Origin of the sequence: Kitasatospora sp. NPDC097643, assembly GCF_040302625.1 — a bacterium.
Classification (GTDB): Bacteria; Actinomycetota; Actinomycetes; order Streptomycetales; family Streptomycetaceae; genus Kitasatospora.
In genome coordinates this window covers 54,318-79,146 of the sequence record NZ_JBEOSA010000012.1, presented here as the reverse complement: position 1 = coordinate 79,146, position 24,829 = coordinate 54,318, and the positions used below count along the sequence as shown (strand labels likewise).

Here is a 24,829-nt window from a genome sequence, read left to right as displayed (position 1 = left end):
GTTACTGGCCGTCCTGGCCGGGCCGGCCGTCCTGGTCGTCGTGGCTGCTCCGGCCGTCCCGGCCGCCCTGGTCGTCCTGGTCGCGCTGTTCGAGGAAGAGCGTGGCGAAGCGGGTGCGCAGCTCGCGCTTGAGCACCTTGCCGGTCGGCCCGAGCGGGAAGTCCTGCGGGGTGCGGGCGATCCGGACGGCGGCCAGGGCGGCCAGCCCGGTCTCGGCCAGCGCCTTGTTGGCCGCCTGCTGCACCTCCTCGGCGGTCGCGCCCTCGGCCGCCTCCTGCAACCTCACCACGGCGACCGGGCGTTGGCCCTCGCCGGGTGTCGCGCCGGGGACCCCGATCACCGAGCAGTCCTGCACCAGGTCGGCGCAGTCGGCCAGCAGCACCTCCTCGATCGGCAGGCTGTAGACCGGGCCGTCGGCGGTGTCGATGACGTCCACGGTGCGGTCGAGGTGGTAGAAGCGGCCGTCGGCGCCGCGCCGGGCGACGTCGCCGGTGAGCCAGTAGCCGGCCAGCTCGAAACTGGCGGTCAGCCGCTCGTTGTTCCAGTAGCCCGGGGTCCGGGACGGCGTCACCACGCCGAGCAACCCGACCGTGCCGTCCGGGAGTTCGACGCCGTCCTGGTCCAGGACCGCGGCCCGGTGGACCACCTCCAGTGGCGTGCCGACGCAGCGGTCGTCACGGGCGCTCTCCGGGGTGGTGACCTGGCCGAACAGCGCCATGCCCATCTCGGAGGAGCCCAGTCCGTCGATGAACTGCGAACCGGGCAGGGCGGGTTGCTCGGCCCGCTCCTGCGGCAGCAGCCAGGGCCGGATCAGTCCGGCGGGCCGCTCGCCGAGCGTCACCAGGCGGCGGATGTGCCCGTGGTGCGCGCTGTCGCCGGTGTTGAACCAGGAGTGCACCCTGGCCGCGCCCCGGACCGGGAGTTCGCCGGTGGCGAGTTCGACGAAGGTGCGCGGGAAGGAGGCGACCATGGTCGGCTGGAAGGCCTCCATGACCGGTTCGACGACGGCGCGGCGCCAGTCGGACATCACCACGGTGGGCAGGCCGAGCAGGGTCGCGGTGAGGAAGTAGCTGAGGCCGCCCGCGTGGGTGTGCGGCATCAGCGACATCAGCCGGTCGTACGGCTCGGCGGGGAAGCGCACCATGCGCGGCTGCTTGCCGTCCCAGAACTGGCGGTGCGCCAGCATGGTGGACTTGGGGATGCCGGTGGTGCCGGAGGAGTGGATCAGCGCGACCACGTCGTTCGGGGCGTGCCGGTACGGGTGGCCGGCGGCGGCGGCGGTGCTCGGGTCGGCGGCGGTCGGCTCGGCGGCGGTGGCGTCGAAGGCCTGCACCTCGGAGGCGAGCGCGATGAAGCGCGGGCGGCGGGCCGGGTCCTCGCGGTAGGCGGCGGCCAGCCGGGTCGGGTCGTCGGCGACGATGCCGACCACGCCGACGTGGTCGAGGTAGCGGACCATGACGTCGTGCCGCATCGCGTCGTTGACCAGCGCGGGGACGGCGCCCAGCGAGCTCAGCGCGAGGAAGTGCAGCAGCGGATCCAGGCCCTCGGCGACCACGATGCCGACCGGCTCGCCCGGGCGCACCCCGTTCGCCCGGTACCAGGCGGCGTAGCGGTCGCGCAGCGCCGCGAGGTCGAGCAGGCTGTGGCCGCGCAGTACCACCTCGCCGCGGTGGTCGGTGCGGTGGGTGAAGACGAACGGCACCGCGCGGTTCGGGCTGGCGGCGATGGCGTGGTCGAGGAAGTTGCCGGCCCCGAGGTCGGGTTCGGTCATCAGCCGCTCCCGGGCGGCGAGGGGCGCGATGGAACTCTGGTCGCTCATGACGGTCTCCCGGGCGTGGGGTGGCCGGGCGCGGGCTCTCGTGAAACCGGCGCCGGGCAGGGGAAGTTGGGGTGAAGCGTGCGGTGTGTTTCTCGGGGGGCGCGAGCCGCGGTGCCTCAGCGGCGCGCGAGGATCTCCGCGACGACGCGGTGGCCGGAGCGGATCGCGCCCTCCATCAGGCCGAAGTAGGCGGTGCTGGTCTCGGTGCCGGCCCAGTGCACCCGGTGGTGCGGGGCGGTGAGCGAGGGGCCCAGCCGCAGCCAGTCGCCGGGCCCCAGCAGGGCGGCGTAACAGCCCTGGCTGTACGGCTCGTTGACCCAGTCGGTGACGTGGCAGCCGAGCGGGTCGGGGAGCATCGGGAACAGTTCAGCGGCCTGCCGCAGGGCGGTGGCGCGCTGCTGTTCGGGGTCCAGGGCGGCGAAGCGGTGGGCCTCGGCGCCGGTGACGAAGCCGGTGAGCACCCCGATCCCGCCGTCGGCGGGGGAGTCGTCCACCGTGGAGAGCAGCGGGCCCCGGGCGTTGACCGACCAGCCGGACAGACCGTGGTCGCGCCAGACGGGCGCCGGGTAGACCAGGTGGACCTTGACCGCGCAGCCGCGCGCGGTGCGTTCCCCGGCCCGGCGCACCGGCAGCGCCGGGTGGTGCTCGATCGCGTCGGCGAGCAGCGGGGGCAGCGCCAACACCGCGACATCGGCGCGGTGTTCGCCGTGGTCGGTGCGGACGGTGACCTGCCCGGCGTCCTGGTGGACGGCCCGGACCGGCTCGCCGAGCCGCACCCGGGGGCCGAGCCGGTCGGCCAGCCGCTCGCACAGCTGGTGGGCGCCGCCGTCCACCCGGTCCTGCTGGGCGCCGCCCTCGAAGGCGTTGAGGTAGCGCAGCCCGCCGCCGGAGCGCAGGTAGAAGGCGACGTGCAGGACGGACACCTCGGCCGGGTCGGCGGCCATCATCTCGCCCAGGAACAGCGGGAAGAACAGCCGGGCGTCCGGGTGGGCGAGGTTCTGCTCGGCCCACTCGGCGGCGGTCAGGGTGTCCAGCCGCTCGGCGTCCGGGGTGAGCCAGGGCGCGTCCGGCCGTACCGCTTCGGTGAGTTCGGCCAGCTGCTCGAACAGGTCGCCGAGGGCGACGGCGTTGAGCGGCGGGAACCGGCCGTCCTGGGTGGTGTGCGCGGTCCCCAGTCCGAAGCGGCTGGCGCCGAGCATCGTGGTCGGTGTGGTCTTGAGGCCCAATTCGGCCATCAGAGCAAGGAGTTCGGTGTGCCGGCCGCCGAGGTATGCGGCGCCCGCGTCGACCTGCGTGCCGGGGGCGGCCGCGATGCCGTGGGTGCGTCCGCCGACCCGGTCGCGGGCCTCCAGCACGGTGACGGCGACCCCTCGGGCGGCCAGTCCGGTCGCGGCGGTGAGCCCGGCGAGCCCGGCGCCGACCACCACGGCGCTGGTGACGCCGCCGTGGTGCGGGGCGGGCCCGCTCATGCGGTGCCCGCGACGCGCCGCGCGAGCCCGGCGGGGGTGGGGGCCAGCAGGAAGTCGTCGAAGGTCAGCTCCACGCCGTAGTCGCGGGCGATCGCGCTCAGCACCCGGGTGGCGATCAGCGAGTCGCCGCCGAGCTCGAAGAAGTCCGAGTGGGCCGCCACGTCGTCGTGCTCCAGGACGCGCCGGAAGATCGCCACCAGCGCTTCCGGGGTTGCGGTGCTGGTGAGGTCAATGCTCAACGGAGGTCTCCTTTGACCTGTCGGGGGCCGCGTACCGGAGGTGGCAGCCGGCCCGGTCGACTTTGCCGCTCGGGGTGAGCACGAGCCGGGGGACGAGGGTGATCCGGCTGGGGACGAGGTGGCCGGGCACCCGCGCCCGCAGGTGGGCGAGCAGTGCGCCGTCCAGGCCCTCGGCCGTCGCCTGCGGCCGGGCCACCACGTACGCGACCAGGGCGGTGCGACCGGCCAGGGTGGCGGCGGTCACCGCGGCGGCGGTGACGTCCGGATGGGCGCCGAGGTGCGCCTCGACCTCGGCCGGGTCCACCCGGACGCCGCGCACCTTCACCTCGCCGTCCAGCCGGCCCCGGTGGACGAGCACGCCGTCCGGGTCGCGGCTCACCCGGTCGCCGGTGCGGAAGAAGCGGACGCCGCGGACGGTGCCGAACCGGGCCGCGGTCGCCTCCGGCAGGCCGCGGTAGCCGAGCGCCACGGCCGGCCCGCCGATCGTCAACTCCCCCTGTTCGTCGATGTGTTCGACGACGTGCGGGAGGGCGCGGCCGATCGGCGCCGGTGTCGTGCCGTCCCAGTGGCGCCCGGGCGCCAGCGGACCGTACAGGTCCACCGCGTGGGTGATCTGGGTGGTCTCGGTGCAGCCGTAGGTGTTCAGCAGCCGGATCCGCCCGGTGTCCAGCCCGGCCCAGTCGGCCAGCCGGGCGGGGTTGGCCGCCTCCCCGCCGATGACCAACAGCCTTAGTGATGCCGGTAGTTGGGCCCGTTCCTCGACCAGGTGGAGCACCAGCTCGTGCCAGAAGGCGGTCGGCAGGTCGAGGACGGTGATCCGCTCGCGCTCGACCGTCCGCAGGAAGCGCGGGAACGAGCCGCGGTGGGCGTCCGGGTCGAGGACGAGGGTGGCACCCGTGGTGAGCGTCGGGAGGATCTCCTCGAAGCAGGTGTCCCAGTTGAGCGAGGCGAACTGGAGGACCCGGTCCTCGGGGGTCAACCCGAAGAGCCCGCGCAGGGAGTGGGCGGTGGCCGCGGCCGCCCGGCGGGGCGTCACGACGGGTTTCGGCTGCCCGGTCGAACCCGACGTGAACAGAATGTAGGCCGGTTGTTCCGGGCCGGTGTCGGGCCGGTCCGGCGGTGGGGTTCCCGGGGGATCCCCGGTATCCCCGGTCAATTCCGTGAATAAGGCCAACTCGACTAATCGAAGCCCGGGTCGGGGGATGAGTGAGGTCTCGCAGGCGGTCGCCGGACGGCATTCGCCGACCACCGCGGTGCGGCATTCGGCGGCCGCAGCCATGGCGAGTCGGCGATCCACCGGGAATGCCGGATCGACGGGACAATACCCGCCTCCGGCGGTCAGCACGCCGAGAAGTGCGACCACCGTTTCGGCAGTGTGGACGGCCGGCACGGCGACCGTGCCGGGGTTCGGTCCCAGGCGCGTGGCCAGGGCTTTCGCCAACTCGTCGAGTCGGCCGTAACTCAGTGCGCGTCCCTGCTGGACTATCGCCGGGCGCTGCGGATTTCGTCGTGCTATTTCAGTGAACGCGTCAATCAGGTCAGGGGCGACCTGGAGGGTGTCGCGACTATTTGACATGCCCGCCCCAAATGATGCTGTCGAATGCTCATCCGTGCTCGGCGAACGGCGACTCTACCTTCGAACATGCGTGGCGACAATGGATGTTGAGGGTGTTCTTCCAAGGACGCGTGGTGGAAGTGTGAACCACTCCGGGGTGGTCCGCTCGTTCGGGTGGGGAGGGCCGTGTCCATCGCATGCGTGCCACCCGTGCCCGCCCGGCGATCCGCCGCCGCGCGGGCCCCGCACCGGAACTGACGATCCGTCACCCGGACCGGGCGGGTCAGCCGCCGAGCGGGGCCTCCCAGACCAGTCGGGTGCCGCCGCCCTCGGCCGGGTCGACGGTGAACGTGCCGCCCGCCCGCTCGGCCCGCTCGGCGAGGTTGCGCAGCCCGCTGCGCCGCCCGCCCTCGGGCACCCCCACCCCGTCGTCCGTCACGGTCAGCGCCACCCGACCGGCGAACGCGGCAAGCGTCACCTCCACCCGCGTCGCCCGGGCGTGCCGGGCCGCGTTGCTGAGCGCCTCACCGAGGACGGCCAGCACCTGCCCGGCCAGCTCCTGCGACACGTCGGTGTCCAGCAGGCCCTCCAGGCTGAGGCGCGGCGCGAACCCGAGCGTCGACCGGGCCTCGGCGACGGCGAGCGAGACGCGGGCCCGCAGCCCCCGGTCGGGCTCGCCGTGCGCGCGCAGCCCGAAGACCGTCGAACGGATGATCTTGATGGTCTCGTCCAGGTCCGCCACCGCCCGCCCCACCCGGTCCGCGGCGGCCGGACTGTCGATCAGCCGCCCCGCGCTCTGCAGCGTCATCCCGGTGGCGAACAGCCGCTGGATCGCCAGGTCGTGCAGATCCCGGGCGATCCGGTCCCGGTCCTCCAGCAGGGTCAACTGCTCCGCGTCGCGCCGCCGTTCGGCCAGCTCCAGGGCCAGCGCCGCCTGATCGGCGAACCCCAGCAGTGGCCCCGTCTCGTCCGGCCCGAACGGTGGCGCCCCCGCCGCGCGGGCCAGCAGCAGCACGCCCCGCCCGTACCCCGGACCGGTGCCCAGCGGCACCGCGACCGCCGCGCCCAGACCGGCGAAACGCCCCGCCGGGCCGGCGGGGAAACGCGCGTCGCAGGCCAGCTCGTCACTGGTCACCGGTGAACCGGAGGCGTACGCGGCCCCCGAGAGCGTGCCGTCCACCGGCACCGTCACCCCGAGCCGCGCCGACGGCGCACCGCCCAGCGCCACCTCCACCGACAGCTCCGCGGCCCGCTCGCCCGGACCGGCCAGCGCCACCGAGACGTCCGCCAGCTCCGCACCCGCGATCTCCCGGGCCCGGCGGGCGATCAGCTCCACCACCTCCAGCCGCGGCGCGCCCGACAGCAGGCTGCGGGTGATCTCCGCGCTCGCCCGCAGCCAGCGCTGCCGCAGCTGCGCCTCCTCGTACAGCCGCGCCTTCTCGATCGCCACCCCGGCCGCGACCGCCAGCGTCGAGATCACCGCCTCGTCATCGGCGTCGAAGTCCAGCCCGCCGCGCTTGTCGGTCAGGTAGAGGTTGCCGAACACCTCGCCGTGCACCCGCACCGGCACCCCCAGGAAGGTGTGCATCGGCGGATGGTTCGGCGGGAAGCCCACCGAGGCCGGGTGCTCGGACAGCACCGGGCAGCGCAGCGGCCGCGGATCCCGGATCAGCTCGCCCAGGATGCCCCGGCCGGACGGCGGCGGGCCGATCTCGGCCATCTCCGCGTCGCTCAGACCCACCGTCAGGAACTGCGACAGCGAGTGGCCGTCCGGCCCGATCACCCCCAGCGCGGCGTACCGGGCATCCACCAGATCGGCAGCGGCCTCCACGATCCGGTGCAGCGCCTGGGACAGGTCCAGCTCCCGGCCGACCACGAGCACCGCCGTCAGCAGGCCGTGCACCCGGTCCCGGGTGCCGCGCGCCGCGTCGATCCGCCACTGGAGCTCCTCCAGCAGCTCGTCCAGGCGCAGCCGGGGCATCCGGGTGCCGCCGCCCGCCGAGCTGCCGTCCGCGCCGCCCACCGGTGACCTCCTCGTCCGCGCGCCGACCGCCTCCACCGCCCCGGCGCCGGCGCGCGCCGTCCGGCCAGGGGAAACGCCGGAATCACGGTAGTGCGTGTGGGCCGGGCCCCGACAGGCCGGGGTCGGGCCGGGGGACTCTGCCCCGCGGTGCCCGCACCCTGGCGCCGCGGTCCGGTCCGACGGGATCCGCCGGATCGGCCCCGGGCCCGGCCGGGCGGGCCCTTCGTCCCCACCTCGGGGGCCCTGCGCCCCTGCCGCCCGGGTGCGCCGGGCCGTCAGGGTGGGGAGCAGACGGGCCGTCAGAGACCTCCCGGCCTCGGGTCGGGAGGCGCCCCCGTCATCAGCGCCGACATCGTGGAGGAACCCTCATGACCCTCGTGACGCCAACCGTCCTGACCGGGGTCGACGGCTCGCCCGAGAGCACCGCCGCCGCGCACTGGGCCGCCGGGGAGGCGCTGCGCCGGGGTGCGGAGCTGCGCCTGGTGCACGCCTGGCCGTGGCTGACCGACGGCCGGGCCGCGTTCGCCGAGGCCGACGCCCCGCCCGAGGCCGCCCTGCGGACCCTCGCCGAGGCCGCCGACGCCGTCCGGGCCCAGCACCCCGGCCTGGCCGTGCACACCGACGTCGTCCTCGACGCGCCGGTTGACGGGCTGATCGCGGCCGCCGTGGACGCCGAGCTGCTGGTGGTCGGCTCGCGCGGCCTCGGCGGCTTCAGCGGGCTGCTGCTGGGCTCGGTCGGCATGGCCGCGGCCGCCCGCAGCGAGGTGCCCGTGGTGGTGGTGCGTGCGGAGCCCACCGAGGAGGACGCGGCGGAGGCCGCCGGGGTGCCCGAGGTGGTGGTCGGCGTCGACGCGCACGCGCCGGACGACGCGGTGCTCGCCTTCGCCTTCCAGGAGGCCGGCCTGCGCCGCGCCCGGCTGCGGGCCGTGTCCGGCTGGGACCTCCCGCCGGCCTTCGGGTACGCGGGCTGGATCCCGCCCGGCGCCGAGATCGCCCAGCTGGAGGCGCTGGAGGCCAAGTTGCTCTCGCTGGCCGTGGCCGAGCGGCGCGAACGGCACCCGGAGGTCGAGGTGGTCGAGGAGGTCCGGCCCGGCCCCGCCCGCGCGGTGGTCGAGGCCGCGGCGGGCGCGCAGTTGGTCGTCGTCGGCCGGCGCCGCCGCCCGGTCGAGATCGGCCCCCGGCTCGGCCGGGTCGCCCACGCCGTCCTGCACCACGCCCCGGCCCCGGTCGCGGTCGTCCCGCATGCGTGACCGCCCCTCCCGCATGCGTGACCGTACGCCCGGCACGCGTCACCTCCATTCCCGCGGGGTTCGCCGGGCGCCCGCCCCGGGGAGATGACCGTCGGCCCTGGGCGCGGGGGGCTTTCGCCTCTGCCGCCCGCGTTGATCCCGGCGCACCCTCGGAACCAGCGGGGCCCCAGTGGTCGAAGGAGTGGATCACCATGACCGGTACCCCCCTCACCCCGGCGGACCTGCGCATGCTCGTCACGGCGGGTGGCGCGGCGCCGTCGCTGCACAACAGCCAGCCCTGGCGGTTCACCCCCACCCTCGACGGCTTCGGGCTCGCCGTGCACGCCGACTTCGAGCGCACCGTGCCGCTCGCCGACCCGAGCGGCGCCGCCCTGTACATCGCCGTCGGCGCCGCGGTGTTCAACCTGCGGGTGGCCGCCTGGCGGCTCGGCCGCGAGGCGGTCGTCCGGCTGCTCCCGGACGTCGGCGCCCCGACGCTGCTCGCCGTCCTCGACCTGTCCCGCTCGGCCGGACCCCGCCCGCCGTTCGGCTGCGACCTGTACCCGGCCGTCGCCGCCCGGCACTCCAGCCGACAGCCCTTCGTCCAGCGGGACGTCCCGGAGACGGTGCTCGGCGAGCTGATCGCCGCCGCCCGGGAGGAGGGTGTCACCCTCGCCGCCCTGGAGGAGGCCGCCGTCCGGCGCGTCCTCGCCCTCACCGCCGAGGCCGAGGGCCGCAACGCCGAGGACCCGGCCCGGCAGGCCGAGAGCCGGGCCTGGCTGCGCGCCGGCCCGGCCGAGGACGGCATCCCGTACGCCGCGCTCGGCCCGCAGGACCACGAGGCCCGCGTCCCGGTGCGGGAGTTCGCCGGTCGCCCGCCGTACCCGGGACAGGCGCCGCCCGCGCAGCCGTCCCGGCGCTTCGAGCCACTGCCCCAGCTGTGCACCTTCACCACGGCCGGCGACGAGCCGGCGGACTGGCTGCGCACCGGGCAGGCGCTGGAGCACGTCTGGCTGCTCGCCACCGTGCACGGGATCCGGCTGACGGTCTGGCACCAGGCCGTCGAGTGGTCGGACACCCGGTGGGCGCTGCGCGACCCGGCCGAGGGGCCGGGCCACGTCCAACTGGTGATCCGGGTCGGCTACGGCCCGCCCGGGGCAGCGACCTCGCGCCGGCCCGTCGAGTCGACCCTGGACGCGCCGTGGGGCCTCGGTCGGGACGCCGGGCTGCCGCCGGACGCGTTACCGGGCCTCAGCCGGGGCGGCGCGAGCCCGGTGGCAGCACCTCGGCCCTGAGCCGCAGCTGCGGGCTGTGCCGGAAGCTGAGCGTGAACTCCACCCACTGACCGGCCCGCAGCGGCGGCGGGTCGGCGATCACCAGATCGGCGTCCTCCGGGGACATCGTGAGCGCCCCGCGACCCGGCACCGGCAGCGCGGCGACCGGTTCCCAGCGGCCCGCCGCGCCCTGGTGCAGATGCCGCTTCAGGGTGATCCGGCCGCCGAACTCCCAGCTGGCGCCGGTGAGTTCGTCCGGCACGTCACCCGGGTTGCGGACCGTGAAGAACGCCGCGGTGGCCGAGGCCGCCCCCGCCGACGGCAGCAGCACCGAGCCCGCCCCTGCCTCCACCGGCCGGGACCGCCCGGCCCCGCCGACCGCCGTCCACCCGGTCAACAGCGCCAGCGCCAGCGCTGCCGCGCCCACCGGCGGCCCGACCGCCATCCACCGCTCCGTCCTGCCGGTCGCCCGGCCCGTCGCCCTCTTCATCGCCGTCCCCCCTGGCGCCCGGCGGTGCCGCGCCCCGGCTGCCAGGTACGCAGCCGCAGACTGTTCCCCACCACCAGCAGCGAGCTCAGCGACATCGCCACCGCCGCCAGCATCGGGTTCAGCAGTCCGACCGCCGCCAGCGGGATCAGCACCAGGTTGTAGCCGAACGCCCACAGCAGGTTGACCCGGATCGTCGCCAGCGTGCGCCGCGCCAGCCGGACGGCGTCCACCACCGCCTCGATGTCGCCGCGCACCAGGGTCAGCCCGGCCGCGCCGATCGCGGCGTCGCTGCCCGAGGCCAGCGCCACCCCGAGATCCGCCGAGGCCAGCGCCACCGCGTCGTTGACGCCGTCGCCGACCACCGCCGTGGTCCGCCCGGCCGCCCGCAGCTCGGCCACCACCTCCGCCTTGCGCTCCGGCGAGGCAGCGGCGTGCACCCGTTCGATGCCCAGCTCCCGGGCCACCGCGTGCGCCGCGCCCGGGCCGTCCCCGGTCAGCAGCACGGTCTCCAGGCCCAGCCCGCGCAGCCGGTGCAGCGCGCGCCAGCTGCCCGAGCGCAGCGTGTCGCCCACCGCGAGCACCGCCGTCGGCCGCCCGTCCAGCTCCACCAGCACCGCCGTGCGGCCCGCCGCGCCCGCCGCGTCGACGGCCCGCGCCAGCACGGTCGGCAGCGGTGCGGCGACGCCGTCCGGCCGGACCACCCGGACGGCCCGGCCCTCGACCGTCCCGGACACCCCGAGCCCGGCGGCGGCCGCGAAGCCGTCCACCGGCGGCAGCACCCCGCCCCGGTCGCGCGCCGCCGCCACCACGGCCCGCCCGATCGGGTGCTCCGACCGGTGCTCCACCGCGGCCGCGAGCCGCAGCACCTCGTCGGCGTCGGCGTCGCCGTCCTGGTCCACCGTGACGTCGCAGAGCTCCATCCGGCCGGTGGTCAGCGTGCCGGTCTTGTCCAGCACCACGGTGTCCACCCGGCGCAGGCTCTCCAACACCTCCGGGCCGCGCACCAGCACGCCCAGCTCCGCGCCCCGCCCGGTCGCCGCCAGCAGCGCCGTCGGCGTCGCCAGACCCAGCGCACACGGACAGGCCACCACCAGCACCGCGACCGCCGCCGTCACCGCCGCCTGCGGGGCCGCGCCCGCGCCCAGCCAGAACCCCAGCACGCAGACCGCCACCGCCAGCACCGACGGCACGAACACCCCGGCCACCGCGTCCGCCAGCCGCTGCGCCCGCGCCTTGCCCGCCTGGGCGTCCGCCACCAGCGCGGTGATCCGGGCCAGTTGGGTGTCCGCGCCGACCGCCGTCGCCCGCACCACCAGGGCGCCGCCCACGTTCACCGTCGCCCCCGCCACCCGGTCCCCGGGGCCGACCTCCACCGGCACGCTCTCCCCGGTCAGCAGGCTCAGGTCCAGCGCCGAACCGCCCTCCGTCACCACCCCGTCGGTGGCCACCCGCTCACCCGGCCGGACCACGAACTCCTGGCCGGGAAGCAGGAGTTCGACCGGCACCAGGCGCTCCTCGCCGGTGCTCGCGTCCCGGACGCAGACCTCCTTGGCGCCGAGCTCAGCCAGCGCCCGCAGCGCCGAACCGCCGCTGCGCCGCACCCGGCCCTCCAGCAGCCGCCCGGCCAGCACGAACAGCGGCACCCCGACCGCCGCCTCCAGGTACACGTGCGCCGCGCCGCCGCCGTCCGCCGTCAGCGAGAACGGCATCCGCATGCCCGGGTCCCCGGCCCCGCCGAACAGCAGCGCGTACGCCGACCAGCCGAAGGACGCCACCACACCCAGGCTCACCAGGGTGTCCATCGTCGCCGCCGCGTGCCGCAGCCCCTGCCAGGCCCGGCGGTGGAAGCCGGCCGAACCCCAGGTCACCACCGGGACGGCCAGCGCGAAGCAGACCCACTGCCAGGCGGGGAACTGCAACGACGGCACCATCGACAGCACCAGCACCGGGACGGCCAGCAGCGCCGTCACCAGCAGCCGCCACCGGTCCGCCGGCTCCTCCGCCACCACCGCGCCGACGGCCGCGCCGGACGGAGCCAACTCGGCGGAGTATCCCGCCCGTTCGACCGCCGCCACCAGCTCGCCGACCGACACCCCGGCCGGATGCAGCACCCGGGCCCGGCCGGTCGCCAGATTCACCCCGGCGCTCACCCCGTCGATCCGCGCCAGCCGCTTCTCGACCCGGCCCACACAGGCCGCACACGTCATCCCGCCGACCGCCAGATCCGTGCTCACCAGCGTCGGGCTCACCGCATGCCGCCCATGTCGTGCCCGCCCATCCCCGGCGACACCGAGCCCCCGGTCCCCGGGTTCAGCCCCGGCGCCACCGGCCCCACCTGCCGCCCCACCGCGTACGCCACCACGAACACCACCACCAGCAGCAGGGCGAACCCCGCCAGCACACTCAACGGCCGGACACCCGGCGACTTCGCACTCACGCCCCACCAGTCGGCCCGCCCACCCGATCGGTTCCCACACGCCCCAAATCCGTCCGTGCCGCTCCGGCCACCCCGGGCCGCCCGCGTTGCCGGGGCTTGGTACCGGTGAGCTCGCCCATCCAACTGTCGTCAGTTCGCCGTGGCGGCGGCTTGAAGCTTGCTCAGCCCGTCCCGGAGTCGTCTGCGCCCGGGTGTCGATGGCTCACCGGAGCAGGACCGTGACGCCGCGTCGTTCGAGGAGTTGCACGATCTCCTCGAAGTAGGAGAGCCGGCCCTGCGGATCCTCCACGACGTCCGCCAGTGCGCGGCGTGCGATCTCGGAGTCGTGCCAGGTCAGGGCGAAAGGCGGAGCCACGCCGAAGCCACCGCCCAGGCAGTCCTTGAAGGCGTTCCACTCCCGGCCGTAGTAGCGGCCGGGCCCGAGCAGGGCCTCGCCGATCGCGCAGTGCAGACCGGGAACGTCCGTGATGAACCGGCCGTCGAGATGGTGCTCACCGCCTGACCGGTCCGGCTGCGGCGCGGGCGCCCGCCAGGCACGAGTGGTGAGGTCCAGCCATTCGGCCCTGCCCTGCGAGTCGTACGGCGCCCACAGGTTGGGCTCGGCCGGCGGGCCCTGGTACCACTGCGCCCAGACCGGGCGGGCCGCCGGCGATGGCCGATCGTCTCCACCATCGGTGAGGGTGATGTCGACGAGCGCGCCGCCGAGAACGGACGGGCGCGCTCCGGTGATGGACAGGCCCACGGTGCGGGAGGCCATCACGGCACCACGGCGATCCAGAACCAGGAGGTGGGCCCAGTCCCGCTCCGACCGGCGGGGTCGTCGCAGTGCCGCGAGCAGGGGTTCCGCGGGCTCGCAGCCGATCAGCTCCAGCGGAACGGGGGCCGGGTCCGCTCGCGTCCCGAACAGGCCGTCCACGGCGGAACACCGGCCTGCACTCGCCGCAGCGACCGTCGTCCCCGCGAAGAGCTCGAAGCGCGGTGCCGCAGGCAGTTCGAAGAAGCTCTCCTCGTTCCTGACGCCGGCGCCGAGCACGATGTCGTACCGCGCCGGGTCGGCCGGGTGGGGCTGGTGGGCCACCACGACCGCATCGACGAGTGTCCACCACTGCACCGGCTTCTCGTCGTCCCAGACCTCGACGCACACGTCGCCGACACCCCGCAGCGAGACGTCGGGCTCGGCCAGGATGCTGCTCAGGAGACCGTCGGGGCGGCATCCGCGGAGAGTGAGGACCTCCGTGCCGGCGGGACCGGGTCGACGAACAGCCCTTCGACGCCCGCGCATCTCCCCCAGAGCCGCTCCACGCCGTCCTCGTCCTCCTGAACCAGGAGGTAGTTCACCGGAAAGCCCCGGTCCCACCTGGCGTGATCCGCAGTGCGCACCCGACCCCCGAACATGTGAGCAGCCTTCGCGCCCACGATACGGGCCCGCCCGGCCGGGGCGGGCGGGTCGTGGGGATGTACCCGAACGGGTGTGCAGGTTTCGCCGTTGGGCGGTGGGGGCCGAAGCATGGGGTGGGTACGGGCCTCCGGCCGCCGGACGCCGAGCGAGAAGAGAGAACCCCGGTGCGCGAACTCCACAGCCTTCCCAGCCCCTCGGACAGCCGCGGTTCGCGGCGTTGGACGGCGTCCCGGGCGGCCGCCCTGGCAGCGGCGGTCACGGCCGCCGGGGTGCTGGTGGCTTGCAGCAGCTCGTCGACGAACCCGTCGGTCGGCCCGTCGGGCCATGCGGCGGGCGAGTCGCCGTCGGCCTCCGTCTCCGGTGGTGCCTCCCCGGAGGCGTCGGAGAGCCCGACCGCGGTCGCCTCGGCGGCCGAGTCGGCCGCCGCCGCGGCGGCCTCGTTCGCGGCCTCGGCCGCCGCGCAGCAGGTGCAGACCCAGCAGAAGGCCGCCTCGGTGCTGGCCGACCTGCCCGGTGGCGGCAACGCGCTCGGCTCGGTCACCCTCACCCAGGTGCCGCTGACCGCCACCGGCGGGCTGCCCGCGGTCTGGGTGACCATCCAGAACGACGGCACCGAGCCGGCGAACTACGCGGTGCAGGTGGACTTCACCGACACCAGCGGCAAGACCGTGGACAGCGCCTTCGTGGGTGCCGAGAACGTCCCGGTCAACGGGCAGGCCACCCCGCTCGCGTTCAGCCGCAACGCGCAGGCGGAGCGCCTGCTCCCGGTGGTGGTGAAGGCCGTCCGCTACTGAGTCCGCCACCGAGTCCCCGGTAGCCCCGGCGGATTGTCAGAGCCATGGGCTAGCGTCCTTCGTGTGCCGAAGATCGGCACACGTCCATGACGTTCATGGCAGGGGGAGTCGCAGTGCGGCGTAAGACGGTACGAGCGCTGGCCGGGGTGGCGGGTGCGCTGGGCGTGGTGTCGGCGGTCACCGGGGCGGCGGCCGCCGAGCCGGTCCAGGGGCAGGCCCCGGCCCAGGCTCCGGCTCAGGTGATGGGCGGCCCGGGGGCGGGGGAGATCCTGCCGGATCCGGGGACGCCGGAGACCTTGCTCTGGATCCCGGACTGGATCGGTGACGGCGGTGCTGTGACGGCCTCCGTCACTCCCACGCTGCCGTTCACGGTGACGGTGGGCTGCCGGGGCGGCGGTTCGGTGCAGGTGCACGTCGGCGGCCTCGCGCCGGCCGACTTCACGGTGCAGTGTCCGGTGGAGGGGACGGGCATGGGTTCGGTGGAGATACCCGCCCGTGAGGGCCGGGACCTCGAGTTCACCGTGCACACCTCGGATCCGGCGATCCACTGGGGTATGTACGCCGTGCAGCCGGACGAACAGCCCTAAGGCCTGTCCGGCGGCCGGACGCTGCGCGGGCCGGTGACGGCTGCGCCCAGGGCGCCGACGCGGGCCCGCAGTTCGCGGTCGGCGGTGACGACCAGGCAGTGCCGGTGCGGGTGTTCGGCCCTGGCCGCCCGGACGAGTTCGACGATCCGGTCGTCGCCGCTGCCGACGGCGGCGACGACCCGGACCTCGGGCCGTCCGGGCACGCCCCGGGCCGCGCCCTCGACCACCAGCACCACGTCCAGCGGCCCGGGCAGGTCCGGCAGGCCCTGCCCGGCGACGGTGACCAGTGCGTCGCGCAGCCGTTCGGCGGCGCCGTGCCGGTCGCGCCACCAGCCGTCGGGTACCGACCCGACCACGTTGGCGCCGTCGACCACCAGCAGCGGCAGGTCGCTGCCGGTCTCCTCGGTTCCCACGGCCGCCCCGCCCGGTCAGGTGAGGGTGATCCGGATGCCGACGGTGCCGCGCTCGCCGCGGCGCAGCCGGCTGCCGAGCAGGGTGAGGACGCCGAGCAGGCCGTACTTCTGGCGCAGCAGGGTGCGGTAGGCGGCGGTGCGTTCGGGGCCGAGGAGCTCGGCGGTGGCGGGGTACTGCTCGCCGGTGGGGCGGCCCTTGACGTCGCAGGGGCCGACCAGGACGTCGGCGCGGTTGCGGATCCGCTTGACCTTCCACGAGTCGGCGACGGTCCAGATGCCGAGCGCCTCGCCGTCGCGCACCACCCAGACCGGGGTCGGCACGGCGGTGCCGTCCTTCTTGTAGGTGGTGACGAGCAGGTAGCTCCCGGCGGAGAGGCTGACGATGCGCGCGAGCCGTTCCGGCGAGGCGGGGCCGGAGGCGGGATCGGGGGTGGTCATGACGGGAAGTCTAGAGGTCCCAGGGGGTGCGGCGGTCACCAGAACTGTGCCAGCGAGCTCTCCTTGAACGGCTTCGGGGAGACGTTGAGGTCTCCCGCGAACGGCCGGTCCAGCACAACGACGAGCAGCAGGCTGAACCCGATCAGCGCGGCCACCGAGCCGACGAACAGCAGCCGGACCCTCCGGCTGCGGATGCCGTACAGCAGGGTGAGGAGGATGATCACCACGGCGCCGCCGACGATCAGGACCTGGAGGAGCACGGGCAACTGGTCGCGGCTCTCGGCGATCCGGTTCCGGCGCTGGGCGACCACGTCGTTCAGGCTGTCCAGCGCCTTGGCGTAGAAGGCCTGCTCGGACTGGGTCTGCGGTTCGAACCCGGACAGCACCCGGTACATCCCGTCGACCTTCTCGCCCGTCGCCGTGTAGTCGCCGTGCCCGGCCTTCATCAGCGGCCACTGCTTCTCGACGACGGTGTGCACGTAGTCGCGGACGGTGGCATTGACGGCGGCCCGGGTGTCGGGCGGGAAGGCCTGGGCGTCGCGGACGATCTGGGAGAGGGCGGTGGCCTCGGTGGCGACCACCTTCTGGGTGTCCTGGAGTTCGGTCCACAGGTTGACGATGACGAAGGCGAGGATGATGCCGTAGATCGCACCGAACATGCCGAGCACCACACCGACCATGTCGTTGTTCTCGCCGTCGTTGAGCGCCGGGTGCCAGCGGGTGGCGATCAGGCTGCCGGCGACGGCCAGGAGCACGAAGCCGCCGACCACCAGGACGGCCAGCAGGGCGGTGGACAGGTGGTTCAGCAGCCAGAGTTCCACGGAGGTCCTTGCTGGTCGGCGCGGCCTGACGGTCAGCGGTGCAGTCTGGTGCGGGTGGTGGCGACCAGCACCCGGGCGCGGCGGGCGAGCCCGCGCCGCCCCCGGCTGCCGACCCCGGTCGAGCCGCCGACGGCGGAGGCACCGGCGCGGGCCAGTGCGGTCGGCAGCGGGGTCGGTACCGCGGTCGGCAGCGGGGTCTGAGCCGCGGTCGGCAGGGCGTCCGGCAGCGCGGTGGCCACGGCCACGGTCACCGCGGCGGCCGGAGCCGCGGCGGCGGTGCTGCCCCGGCGCCGGACGACGGCCCGCCCGGCGGCCCAGGCCGCGAGGGCGCTGCCGAGCCCGACGGCCGTCCAGCCGACCGGGCCGAGGCCGCCGCCCCCGCCCCGGAGGGCGTGCGGCCGCACCCAGGGCGGGGCGAACGAGGTGGCGGCGTCCGGCTCGGGGCTCGCGGTGGCGGCGGTGTCCTCGACCAGTTGACCGACCGGCTGCACCTTGCCGAGGGCGGCGAAGCCCCAGTCGAGCAGGCTGGCGGCCTCGTCGTAGACCCGGCCCTGGGCCTCGGGGTGCATGACCGTCACCAGCAGGGTGCGGCCGTTGCGCTCGGCGGCGCCGGTGAAGGTCGCGCCGGCGTTGGTGGTGTAGCCGTTCTTGACGCCGATCAGGCCCGGGTACTTGCCGAGCAGTCGGTCGGTGTTGGCGATGTCGAAGGTGGTGCGCTGCCCGGTGACCTTGTCCAGCCCGCCGGGGAAGCGCGCGGTGCGGGTGGAGCAGTAGGAGCGGAAGTCGGCGTTGCGCAGGCCGGCCCGGGCGAACAGGGTGAGGTCGTAGGCGGAGGAGACCTGGCCGTCCATGTCGTAGCCGTCGGGGGAGATCACCTTGGTGTCGCGGGCCTGGAGCTTCTGCGCGCGGGCCTGCATCTCGGCGACGGTCTGCTGGAGGCCGCCGTTCATGTGGGCGAGGACGTGCACGGCGTCGTTGCCGGAGCTGAGGAAGACGCCCCGCCAGAGGTCCTCGACCCGGTACGGCAGGTTCTCCTTGACGCCGACCAGACTGCTGCCGGCGCCGAGGTTGGCCAGCTCGGCGGAGGTGACCTGGTGCTCCAGGGCGCGGTCGAACTTGGGCAGCACGGTGTCCGCGAACAGCATCTTCAGGGTGCTGGCGGGCGGCAGCGGCAGGTGGGCGTTGCGGGCGGCCAACACCTCGCCGGTGCCGGCGTCGGCGACCACCCAGGACCGCCCGGTCAGCGCGGTGGGCAGTGCGGGCGCCCCGGCCTGCGGCGCGACCTGGATCTCCGGGCGGCCGAGTCGTTCCCCGCCGACCGCACCGGTGGTGTCCTGTCCGAGGGCCGCCGGGGCGCCGGCGGCGACGACCAGGGCGGACACCGCGGCGGCTGCCGCCACCCGGCTGACATGCTGTGACATCTGCTGCACACCGCGAACGTACTGGCGCCGTCGCCGGGCCGCCGCGCCGTGCTGCTCCGTTCGGACCGCATACCCGGTGGGCGGCCCGGTGGGCGGAGGGCCGAGCGGCGCGACGACTTTGGTGACCCCAGGTCGCGCCGAAAGTCGGATTACCGGGCGCGGGCGGCTTCCTAGGCTCCCGGTATGAAGACCCTGCTCGGCTACCTCGGTTTCGTCCTGATCCTCGGCGGCGGGTCCGGCCTGCTCGCGGACCGGCTGGGTGGCTTCCGGCTGTTCGGCTTCGTCCGCTTCCTGGTGCCGGCCGGGCACGAGACGGTCGGGTACGCGGCGCTGCTGGTGCTGGGCGTGGTGCTGGCGATCCCGGCGGCCCGGCGCGGGGCCTGAGGGCTCGGCTACCACGCTCGACCGCCGGGCTCGGCTACCGGGCTCGGCTACCAGCGCTCAGCTACCAGGGCTCAGCCCCCGGCCGCCGAGGCCGCGATGCCGTCGAGCAGGACGGCGAGGCCGGTGCGGAAGGCCTCCTGGTCGCGCTCGCGCGGGTCGGCGCCGCCCTCGCTCTGCAGGGCGGTCAGCAGCGGGAACCGGGCGGTGAAGTGCGGTGCGAGTTCGGCGAGCCGGGCGGACCGGGCGAGCCACCAGTCCTCGTCGGTGACGCCGGTGGCGGCGGCCGCGCCCCGGGTCTCGGCGGTCACGGCGGCGGTGCCGCGGACGAACTGCCAGAGCGCGCCGACGGCCCCGCGCAGCCGCTGCGGCGGCAGGGCAGCGGGCTGGAGGGCGCGCAGCAGGGTCTCCATGGCGGCGAGTTCGGCGGGGCCGAGGACGGGGCGGGCCTGGGAGATCTGGAGCACCCAGGGGTGGCGCAGGTAGCAGGCGTACAGGGCCTCGGCCCAGCCGGTGACGGCGGCGCGCCAGTCCGGACCGACGGGGAGCCCATCCGGACCGACGGGGGGCTCGTCCGGGCCGGCGGGGAGTTCGGCGAGGGCCCGGTCGTGCATCAGGTCGAGCAGCTCGGCCTTGCCGGGCACATAGGTGTAGAGCGCCATGGCGGTGCGGCCGAGCCGGTCGCCGACCGCGCGCATGGAGAGCGCGGCCATGCCCTCGGCGTCGGCGACGGCGATTCCTGCGGAGACGATCGCGTCCACGCTGAGGCCCGGTTTGGGGCCGGTGCGTCCGGTGCGTCCGGGGCGCCCGGGACGCGGCTGGTCGGGCCCGCCCCAGAGCAGCGACAGGGACCGGTGGGCGTCGCCCTGTCCGGCGTAGACGACCATGGCACAACTCCTTATGGCGTAAAGTATCCTCGGCCGCAGCAACTCTTTATGCCGTAAGGTTATCAATCGAAGGGGTTTCGCGATGACACTGCCCGTCACCTTCGTCGAGGTCGCCGAGGTCTGCCGGATCACCCCGCGCACCGCCCGGATCACCTTCGCGGCCGAGGACCTGGCGGACACCGTGGGCGGTGCGCCCGACCAGCAGGTCAAGCTCTGCTTCCCGCCGCCCGGGCAGGCCGTGCCGCAGCTGCCCGCGCCGAGCGCCGACCCGATGGGCTGGTACCAGGCGTACCTCGCGATCCCCGAGACCGACCGCCCGGTGCTGCGCAGTTTCACCGTCCGGCGTCGGCGCCCGGGCACCCGGCTGCTGGAGATCGACTTCGTGCTGCACGGCGGCGACGGTCGCGACAGCGGCGACGCCGGCCCGGCCGTCGCCTGGGTGCGCCGCGCGAAGCCCGGGGACCGCCTCGGCATGGTCGGCCCCTCCGAGCTGTACGCCCGGCCGGTGCCGTTCGCCGAGGTGTTCGCGGCGGCCGACTGGGTGCTGCTGGCCGGGGATGAGAGCGCGCTGCCCGCGATCGGCACCCTGGTCGAGGCGCTGCCCGCCGACGCCCGGGCGGTCGCGTTCGTCGAGGTCGCGGACGAGGCCGAACGGCAGCCGCTGGACGCCCGGGCCGGGCTCACCGTGCACTGGCTCGCCCGGGGTGACGCGGCCCCCGGCGCCGTGCTGGCCGAGGCCGTCCGGGCGGCCGATCTGCCGCCCGGCACGCCGTTCGCCTGGCTGGCCGGGGAGGCGGGCGCGGTCCGGGCGCTGCGCCGGCACCTGGTGGCGGAGCGCGGGGTGGCGAAGTCCTCGATCGACTTCAGCGGGTACTGGCGTCACCGGCTGACCCAGGACGACGCGCCCACCGCCGAGGATCTGGCGGACGTTCAGGAGCGGCTGGCCGGGTCCTGACGCCGCCACCGGCCGGGGCGGCCAACGGGGCTCCCCGTCGGCCACCCGCCCCGGCCATCCCGCGCCCGATCCCGTAGGCCCCGCGCCCGGTCCCGTCCGCTCCCCGTCCGCTCCCGGCAGGCGCGTCCCGCCCGGTTTCGGCGGGCGCGCCGGCGGGGAAGACGGGTGGCAGCCGTGGTGCGGCCGAAGTGGCGGTGTTTCGCCAGTGTCCAGAGTTCGCCACCGGCATTTTCGTGGCACGGGGCTTGCCGGAACGGTCGGTTCCGACCTGGTCTGGTCAGCGAAAAGATGTGGACATGGCCCGATTTCGGCCGTGAATTTTACTTTCTGATGGTCATTTTTACTTTCTGATGGGGCTTTTCCCCCTTGTCGCGGTCGTGTCGCATGCGCTGGAATGCGACCGCTGTCGGGACGCGCGGTCCGGAGCAACCACGCGACCGACCCTGGATCCGGGTACGCTGAGCCGCGCAGCCTGACGTCTCATCAGACGAAAGGATGTCCATTGATCGGCTGGCGGAAATCCCAGCTAGCAGCTGCCGTCACGGTCACCGCCGCGTCCATGGTCCTGACCTTCGGGACCAGCGCGAACGGTGCTCCGATCCCGGATTCGCAGAGCGCCGCCCCGGTGGCGTCGGCGGACGGGCCCCCGGTGCCGGTGATCGTGATTCTCAAGGACCAGATAGCCGACTCCCCGGCGGACAGCGGACACCTGGGTGCCCGCAAGCAGAAGGCCGCGAACGCCCAGGCGCCGCTGCTGGACAAGGTCCGGGCCGGCGGCGGCACCAACATCAAGACCTTCGTGGTCGGCAACGCCTTCTCGGCCACGGTCAGCCCGGCCCTGCGCGCCGCGCTCCAGGCCGACCCGGCCGTCGCCTCGGTCGTGACGGACGAGCAGGTCACCGTCGCGCCGCCGGCCGCCGGCAAGACCAAGAAGGACAAGGACGGCACGGACACCACCGCCGCTGCCACGGGTGCCAAGGCCCCCAAGAGCGCCGCCGCGCAGGCCGTTTCGGGCAGTAACGGCAGCCAGGGCGCCGAGGAGAACGCGACCAACACGGTCTGCCCCTCCGACCCGTCCAAGCCGCTGCTGGAGCCCGAGGGCCTGTACTCCACGCACACCGTCGGCGCCAACGGCCAGCCCGGCGCGGCCGACCTGGCCACCGGCAAGGGCGTGAAGGTCGCCTACATCGCGGACGGCCTCGACCCGAACAACCCGGACTTCATCCGGGCCGACGGCTCGCACGCGGTCGTCGACTACCAGGACTTCTCCGGCACCGGCGTCGACGCGCCCACCGGTGGCGCGGAGGCCTTCGGCGACGCCTCGGCGGTCATCGCCCAGGGCCGCCAGGTGTACGACGTCTCGGAGTTCGTCAACGCCTCGCACCCGCTGCCGACCGGCTGCACCATCCGCATCCGCGGCCTCGCCCCGGACGCCAACCTGGTCGCCCTGCGGGCCGGCGGCGAGATCATGTCCAACTCGTCGATCCTGCAGTCCATCGACTACGCCGTCTCGGTCGCGCACGTCGACGTGCTGAACGAGTCCTTCGGTGGCAACGTCACCCCGGACAGCGGCGCGCACGACACCGTCGCGCTCTTCAACGACCAGGCCGTCAAGGCCGGTGTCACCGTTGCCGTCTCCACCGGCGACGCGGGCATCAGCGGCACCATCGGCACCCCGTCCACGGACCCGAACGTGATCGCGGTCGGCGCCTCCACAGACAACCAGAACTACCAGCAGACCGGTTACGCGGCCGCGCAGTTCTCCAACCGCACGTGGGAGAACAACCGCATCTCGGCGCTGTCCTCCGGCGGCTTCACCCAGGCCGGTCGCACCGTCGACCTGGTCGCGCCGGGCGAGTCGGACTGGGCGCTCTGCTCGCCCGACCTCACCAAGTACGAGGACTGCAAGGGCTTCAGCGGCAAGGGCTCGCCGATCCAGCCGTTCGGCGGCACCAGCCAGTCCGCGCCGTTCGTCACCGGCGCCGCGGCCCTGGTCATCCAGGCCTACCGCGACACCCACCACGGCCAGTCGCCCGCCCCGGCGCTGGTGAAGAAGCTGCTCACCGGCACCGCGCAGGACCTCGGCGTGCCGGCCGAGGAGCAGGGCGCCGGTCTGCTGAACGTCCGCGCCGCCGTCGAGGCCGCGCGCGGCTACCAGGGCGGCTCCGGTGCGGCCGACGGCAACACCGTCGTCGTCACCACCGGCCAGCTCGACATCGCGGGCAACCCGGGCTCGAACCACACCGCCGACGTGACGGTCACCAACACCGGTGCCACCGCCCAGACGGTCAGCGCCGCCACCCGCAACTTCGCGCCGCTGTCGAGCGACCAGCAGACCGTCCAGCTGGACACGTCCTCCACCGACACCTTCAAGTACGCCACCAACGGCGCCACCTGGGTGCAGAAGCAGGTCAAGTTCACCGTCCCGGCCGGTGCCGACCGCCTCGCGGCGTCGATCGCCTGGCAGGGTGCGCCGAACCCGGTCACCAACGGTCCGGTCGTCCGCATGACGCTGCTCGACCCCAAGGGCCGCTTCGAGACCAACACCCGCCCGCAGGGCGGTGCGACCCCGGCCGACTACGGCCTGGTGGACGTCCCGCACCCGGTCGCCGGCGAGTGGACCGCGATCCTCTACACCCCGGCGGGCAAGGCCGGTTACAACGGCCCGGTCCAGCTGGGCACCGCGACCCAGCGCGCGGTGCCGGCCGGCGCGGTGACCCCGCAGGTCGTCGACCTGGCCCCGGGCGCCACCAAGACCCTCAAGGTCCAGCTCACCACCCCCGCCACCAGCGGTGACTCCAGCGAGGCGATCACCGTCGCCAGCTCCAACGGCCGCACCACCAGCGTGCCGGTGGTCCTGCGCAGCCTCGTCCCGGTCAACCAGGGCACCGGCAGCTTCACCGGCACCATCACCGGTGGCAACGGCCGCAGCGCCTCCCCGACGCAGAGCTTCGCGTACGCGTTCGACGTCCCGAAGGGCCAGAAGGACCTGCGGGTCGGCGTGACCGTCGCCAAGGACTCGAAGCTGCTCATGCAGGGTGCGCTGATCAGCCCGAACGGCACCCCGGTCGACATCGAGGGCAACGCGCTCCTCGACGCGCAGGGCGGCCTGAGCGGTACCACCGCCGGCGTCTCGGCCACCACCGTCAACCCGGCCGCCGGCCGCTGGCGGTTCGTCCTGAACGTGCTCGGCCCGGTCAGCGGCCAGCAGCTCGCCCAGGACTTCACCGGCACCGTCGCGTTCAACCAGAACCGCGCCACCGCCACCGGGCTGCCGGACAACGCGCGCACCAAGCTCGCCGCCGGCAAGCCGGTCACCGTCCAGGTGAACTACACCAACAACACCGTCGCCACCCAGAAGATCGCGGCCGACGGACGCCTGGACCGCCGGGTCGACCTGCCGCTGGTGCCGCAGGGCGCCTCCGCGACGGTCGCGCTCCCGCTGAGCCTGGAGTCCTCCGTCCCGTTCTTCCTCGTCCCGCCGGCCACCGACCAGCTGCGGGCCGTGTCGGCCTCCACCGTCCCGGCCCACCTGGAGATGAGCGCCGCGGCCGGTTCGCCGGACCTCTTCGGCGACCTGAAGAAGGCTCAGGACGGCTCGACCATCTCGGTCGCGACCTCCAACGGCAGTGCCGCGCAGCAGGTCGTCCCGGGCATGTGGAGCACCTTCGTCCAGCAGGTCGGCCCGTTCGGCCCGGCCGGGGCGCCGGCCGGCTCCGCCACCATCACGGCGACCGCGCACACCCAGGCGTTCGACCCGGCGCTGACCTCCAGCACCGGTGACCCGTTCGCCGCCGCCGTGAACGCCTCGGCCCCGGCCGCCACCCCGGTGGTCGTCCAGCCGGGTGAGACCGGTTCGCTCCAGGTCACCCTCACCCCGACCGGCCCGAAGGGCAGCACCGTCAAGGGCGTGCTGTACCTGGTGTCCGGCCCGAGCTCGCTGGCGACCGCCAACAACTCGCTCGGCACCACCGGTTCCGTGCTGGCGGCCATCCCGTACAGCTACACGGTGAACTGACGTAGCATCACCAAGCCGAGGCCGTCCCGGAATTCCGGGGCGGCCTCGGCCGCGTTCCGGGGTGGTGCGGCGAAGTGCGGGGCCGTCCACCGGTGTTCGGGGCGGTCCGGTGGGATTCCGCGGCACCCCGACTGGGCAGGGTCGAACCGAGCGGACCTGTCACCTGTCACACCGAACCGG

The 24,829-nt window shown here is 74.7% G+C and carries 21 protein-coding genes; 7 read left to right on the top strand and 14 right to left on the bottom strand.

Features of this window, described 5'->3' with window-relative positions; translation table 11 throughout:
* Position 1: 1 nt before the first annotated feature.
* The 5 genes from ABTY15_RS11170 to ABTY15_RS11150 all read right to left on the bottom strand — a co-directional run bounded on the left by ABTY15_RS11170 (position 2) and on the right by ABTY15_RS11150 (position 7,063).
* The gene (locus ABTY15_RS11170; RefSeq protein WP_350579982.1) at positions 2 to 1,819 is read right to left on the bottom strand and encodes a class I adenylate-forming enzyme family protein; all 1,818 of its coding nucleotides are present in this window, start codon (positions 1,817 to 1,819) and stop codon (positions 2 to 4) included.
* A 116-nt stretch (positions 1,820 to 1,935) separates the two neighbouring features.
* Positions 1,936 to 3,288, bottom strand: a complete 1,353-nt coding sequence (locus tag ABTY15_RS11165) for a flavin monoamine oxidase family protein (RefSeq protein ID WP_350579979.1) — start codon at positions 3,286 to 3,288, stop codon at positions 1,936 to 1,938.
* Positions 3,285 to 3,527, bottom strand: coding sequence for a phosphopantetheine-binding protein (locus ABTY15_RS11160; RefSeq protein ID WP_350579976.1), 243 nt, complete (start codon positions 3,525 to 3,527; stop codon positions 3,285 to 3,287). The genes ABTY15_RS11165 and ABTY15_RS11160 overlap by 4 nt, the downstream gene beginning before the upstream one ends.
* Positions 3,517 to 5,103, bottom strand: coding sequence for an AMP-binding protein (locus ABTY15_RS11155; RefSeq protein ID WP_350579974.1), 1,587 nt, complete (start codon positions 5,101 to 5,103; stop codon positions 3,517 to 3,519). The genes ABTY15_RS11160 and ABTY15_RS11155 overlap by 11 nt, the downstream gene beginning before the upstream one ends.
* 262 nt (positions 5,104 to 5,365) lie before the next feature.
* Positions 5,366 to 7,063 carry a sensor histidine kinase gene (locus ABTY15_RS11150; protein ID WP_350580134.1) on the bottom strand — a complete coding sequence of 566 codons (1,698 nt, stop codon included), beginning with the start codon at positions 7,061 to 7,063 and terminating at the stop codon, positions 5,366 to 5,368.
* A gap of 410 nt (positions 7,064 to 7,473) precedes the next feature.
* On the opposite strand from ABTY15_RS11150, the gene ABTY15_RS11145 reads away from it, so the two are divergent.
* Entirely contained in the window at positions 7,474 to 8,355 is an 882-nt protein-coding gene (locus ABTY15_RS11145; protein WP_350579971.1) for a universal stress protein, read from the top strand.
* A 191-nt stretch (positions 8,356 to 8,546) separates the two neighbouring features.
* Entirely contained in the window at positions 8,547 to 9,629 is a 1,083-nt protein-coding gene (locus tag ABTY15_RS11140) for an Acg family FMN-binding oxidoreductase (RefSeq protein ID WP_350579968.1), read from the top strand.
* Here ABTY15_RS11140 and ABTY15_RS11135 read toward each other — a convergent pair.
* From ABTY15_RS11135 to ABTY15_RS11120, 4 genes are all read right to left on the bottom strand, one after another.
* Positions 9,586 to 10,098 carry a copper chaperone PCu(A)C gene (locus ABTY15_RS11135; protein ID WP_350579964.1) on the bottom strand — a complete coding sequence of 171 codons (513 nt, stop codon included), beginning with the start codon at positions 10,096 to 10,098 and terminating at the stop codon, positions 9,586 to 9,588. The genes ABTY15_RS11140 and ABTY15_RS11135 overlap by 44 nt on opposite strands.
* The gene (locus ABTY15_RS11130) at positions 10,095 to 12,332 is read right to left on the bottom strand and encodes a heavy metal translocating P-type ATPase (protein WP_350579961.1); all 2,238 of its coding nucleotides are present in this window, start codon (positions 12,330 to 12,332) and stop codon (positions 10,095 to 10,097) included. Before ABTY15_RS11130 ends, ABTY15_RS11135 begins: the two co-directional genes overlap by 4 nt.
* An 11-nt stretch (positions 12,333 to 12,343) precedes the next feature.
* The gene (locus tag ABTY15_RS11125) at positions 12,344 to 12,535 is read right to left on the bottom strand and encodes a hypothetical protein (RefSeq protein WP_350579959.1); all 192 of its coding nucleotides are present in this window, start codon (positions 12,533 to 12,535) and stop codon (positions 12,344 to 12,346) included.
* A 202-nt stretch (positions 12,536 to 12,737) separates the two neighbouring features.
* Positions 12,738 to 13,679: a barstar family protein gene (locus ABTY15_RS11120; protein ID WP_350579956.1), complete on the bottom strand. Its 942-nt coding sequence runs from the start codon at positions 13,677 to 13,679 to the stop codon at positions 12,738 to 12,740.
* Positions 13,680 to 14,098: 419 nt separating this feature from the next.
* On the opposite strand from ABTY15_RS11120, the gene ABTY15_RS11115 reads away from it, so the two are divergent.
* A complete protein-coding gene (locus ABTY15_RS11115; protein WP_350579955.1) occupies positions 14,099 to 14,728 on the top strand; it encodes a hypothetical protein in 630 nt (209 codons plus the stop codon).
* A gap of 113 nt (positions 14,729 to 14,841) precedes the next feature.
* Positions 14,842 to 15,315 carry a hypothetical protein gene (locus ABTY15_RS11110; protein ID WP_350579952.1) on the top strand — a complete coding sequence of 158 codons (474 nt, stop codon included), beginning with the start codon at positions 14,842 to 14,844 and terminating at the stop codon, positions 15,313 to 15,315.
* On the opposite strand, the gene ABTY15_RS11105 is transcribed toward ABTY15_RS11110, so the two are convergent.
* The 4 genes from ABTY15_RS11105 to ABTY15_RS11090 are packed head-to-tail and all read right to left on the bottom strand — an operon-like array spanning position 15,312 to position 18,408.
* The gene (locus tag ABTY15_RS11105; RefSeq protein ID WP_350579949.1) at positions 15,312 to 15,728 is read right to left on the bottom strand and encodes a PIN domain-containing protein; all 417 of its coding nucleotides are present in this window, start codon (positions 15,726 to 15,728) and stop codon (positions 15,312 to 15,314) included. The two genes, ABTY15_RS11110 and ABTY15_RS11105, sit on opposite strands and share 4 nt — an antisense overlap.
* 15 nt (positions 15,729 to 15,743) lie before the next feature.
* Positions 15,744 to 16,166, bottom strand: a complete 423-nt coding sequence (locus ABTY15_RS11100; protein ID WP_350579947.1) for a PPOX class F420-dependent oxidoreductase — start codon at positions 16,164 to 16,166, stop codon at positions 15,744 to 15,746.
* A gap of 35 nt (positions 16,167 to 16,201) precedes the next feature.
* Positions 16,202 to 16,987, bottom strand: coding sequence for a bestrophin-like domain (locus tag ABTY15_RS11095; RefSeq protein ID WP_350579945.1), 786 nt, complete (start codon positions 16,985 to 16,987; stop codon positions 16,202 to 16,204).
* A gap of 32 nt (positions 16,988 to 17,019) precedes the next feature.
* Positions 17,020 to 18,408 carry a D-alanyl-D-alanine carboxypeptidase family protein gene (locus ABTY15_RS11090; protein WP_350579942.1) on the bottom strand — a complete coding sequence of 463 codons (1,389 nt, stop codon included), beginning with the start codon at positions 18,406 to 18,408 and terminating at the stop codon, positions 17,020 to 17,022.
* A gap of 183 nt (positions 18,409 to 18,591) precedes the next feature.
* Between ABTY15_RS11090 and ABTY15_RS11085 the strand changes: the two genes are divergently transcribed.
* On the top strand, positions 18,592 to 18,792 hold the full coding sequence (locus ABTY15_RS11085) for a hypothetical protein (protein WP_350579934.1): 201 nt from the start codon (positions 18,592 to 18,594) through the stop codon (positions 18,790 to 18,792).
* Positions 18,793 to 18,863: 71 nt separating this feature from the next.
* On the opposite strand, the gene ABTY15_RS11080 is transcribed toward ABTY15_RS11085, so the two are convergent.
* Entirely contained in the window at positions 18,864 to 19,676 is an 813-nt protein-coding gene (locus ABTY15_RS11080; protein ID WP_350579931.1) for a TetR/AcrR family transcriptional regulator, read from the bottom strand.
* An 82-nt stretch (positions 19,677 to 19,758) separates the two neighbouring features.
* On the opposite strand from ABTY15_RS11080, the gene ABTY15_RS11075 reads away from it, so the two are divergent.
* The gene (locus ABTY15_RS11075; RefSeq protein ID WP_350579928.1) at positions 19,759 to 20,631 is read left to right on the top strand and encodes a siderophore-interacting protein; all 873 of its coding nucleotides are present in this window, start codon (positions 19,759 to 19,761) and stop codon (positions 20,629 to 20,631) included.
* Between the two features lie 559 nt (positions 20,632 to 21,190).
* Positions 21,191 to 24,649: a S8 family serine peptidase gene (locus ABTY15_RS11070; protein WP_350579925.1), complete on the top strand. Its 3,459-nt coding sequence runs from the start codon at positions 21,191 to 21,193 to the stop codon at positions 24,647 to 24,649.
* Positions 24,650 to 24,829 lie beyond the last annotated feature (180 nt).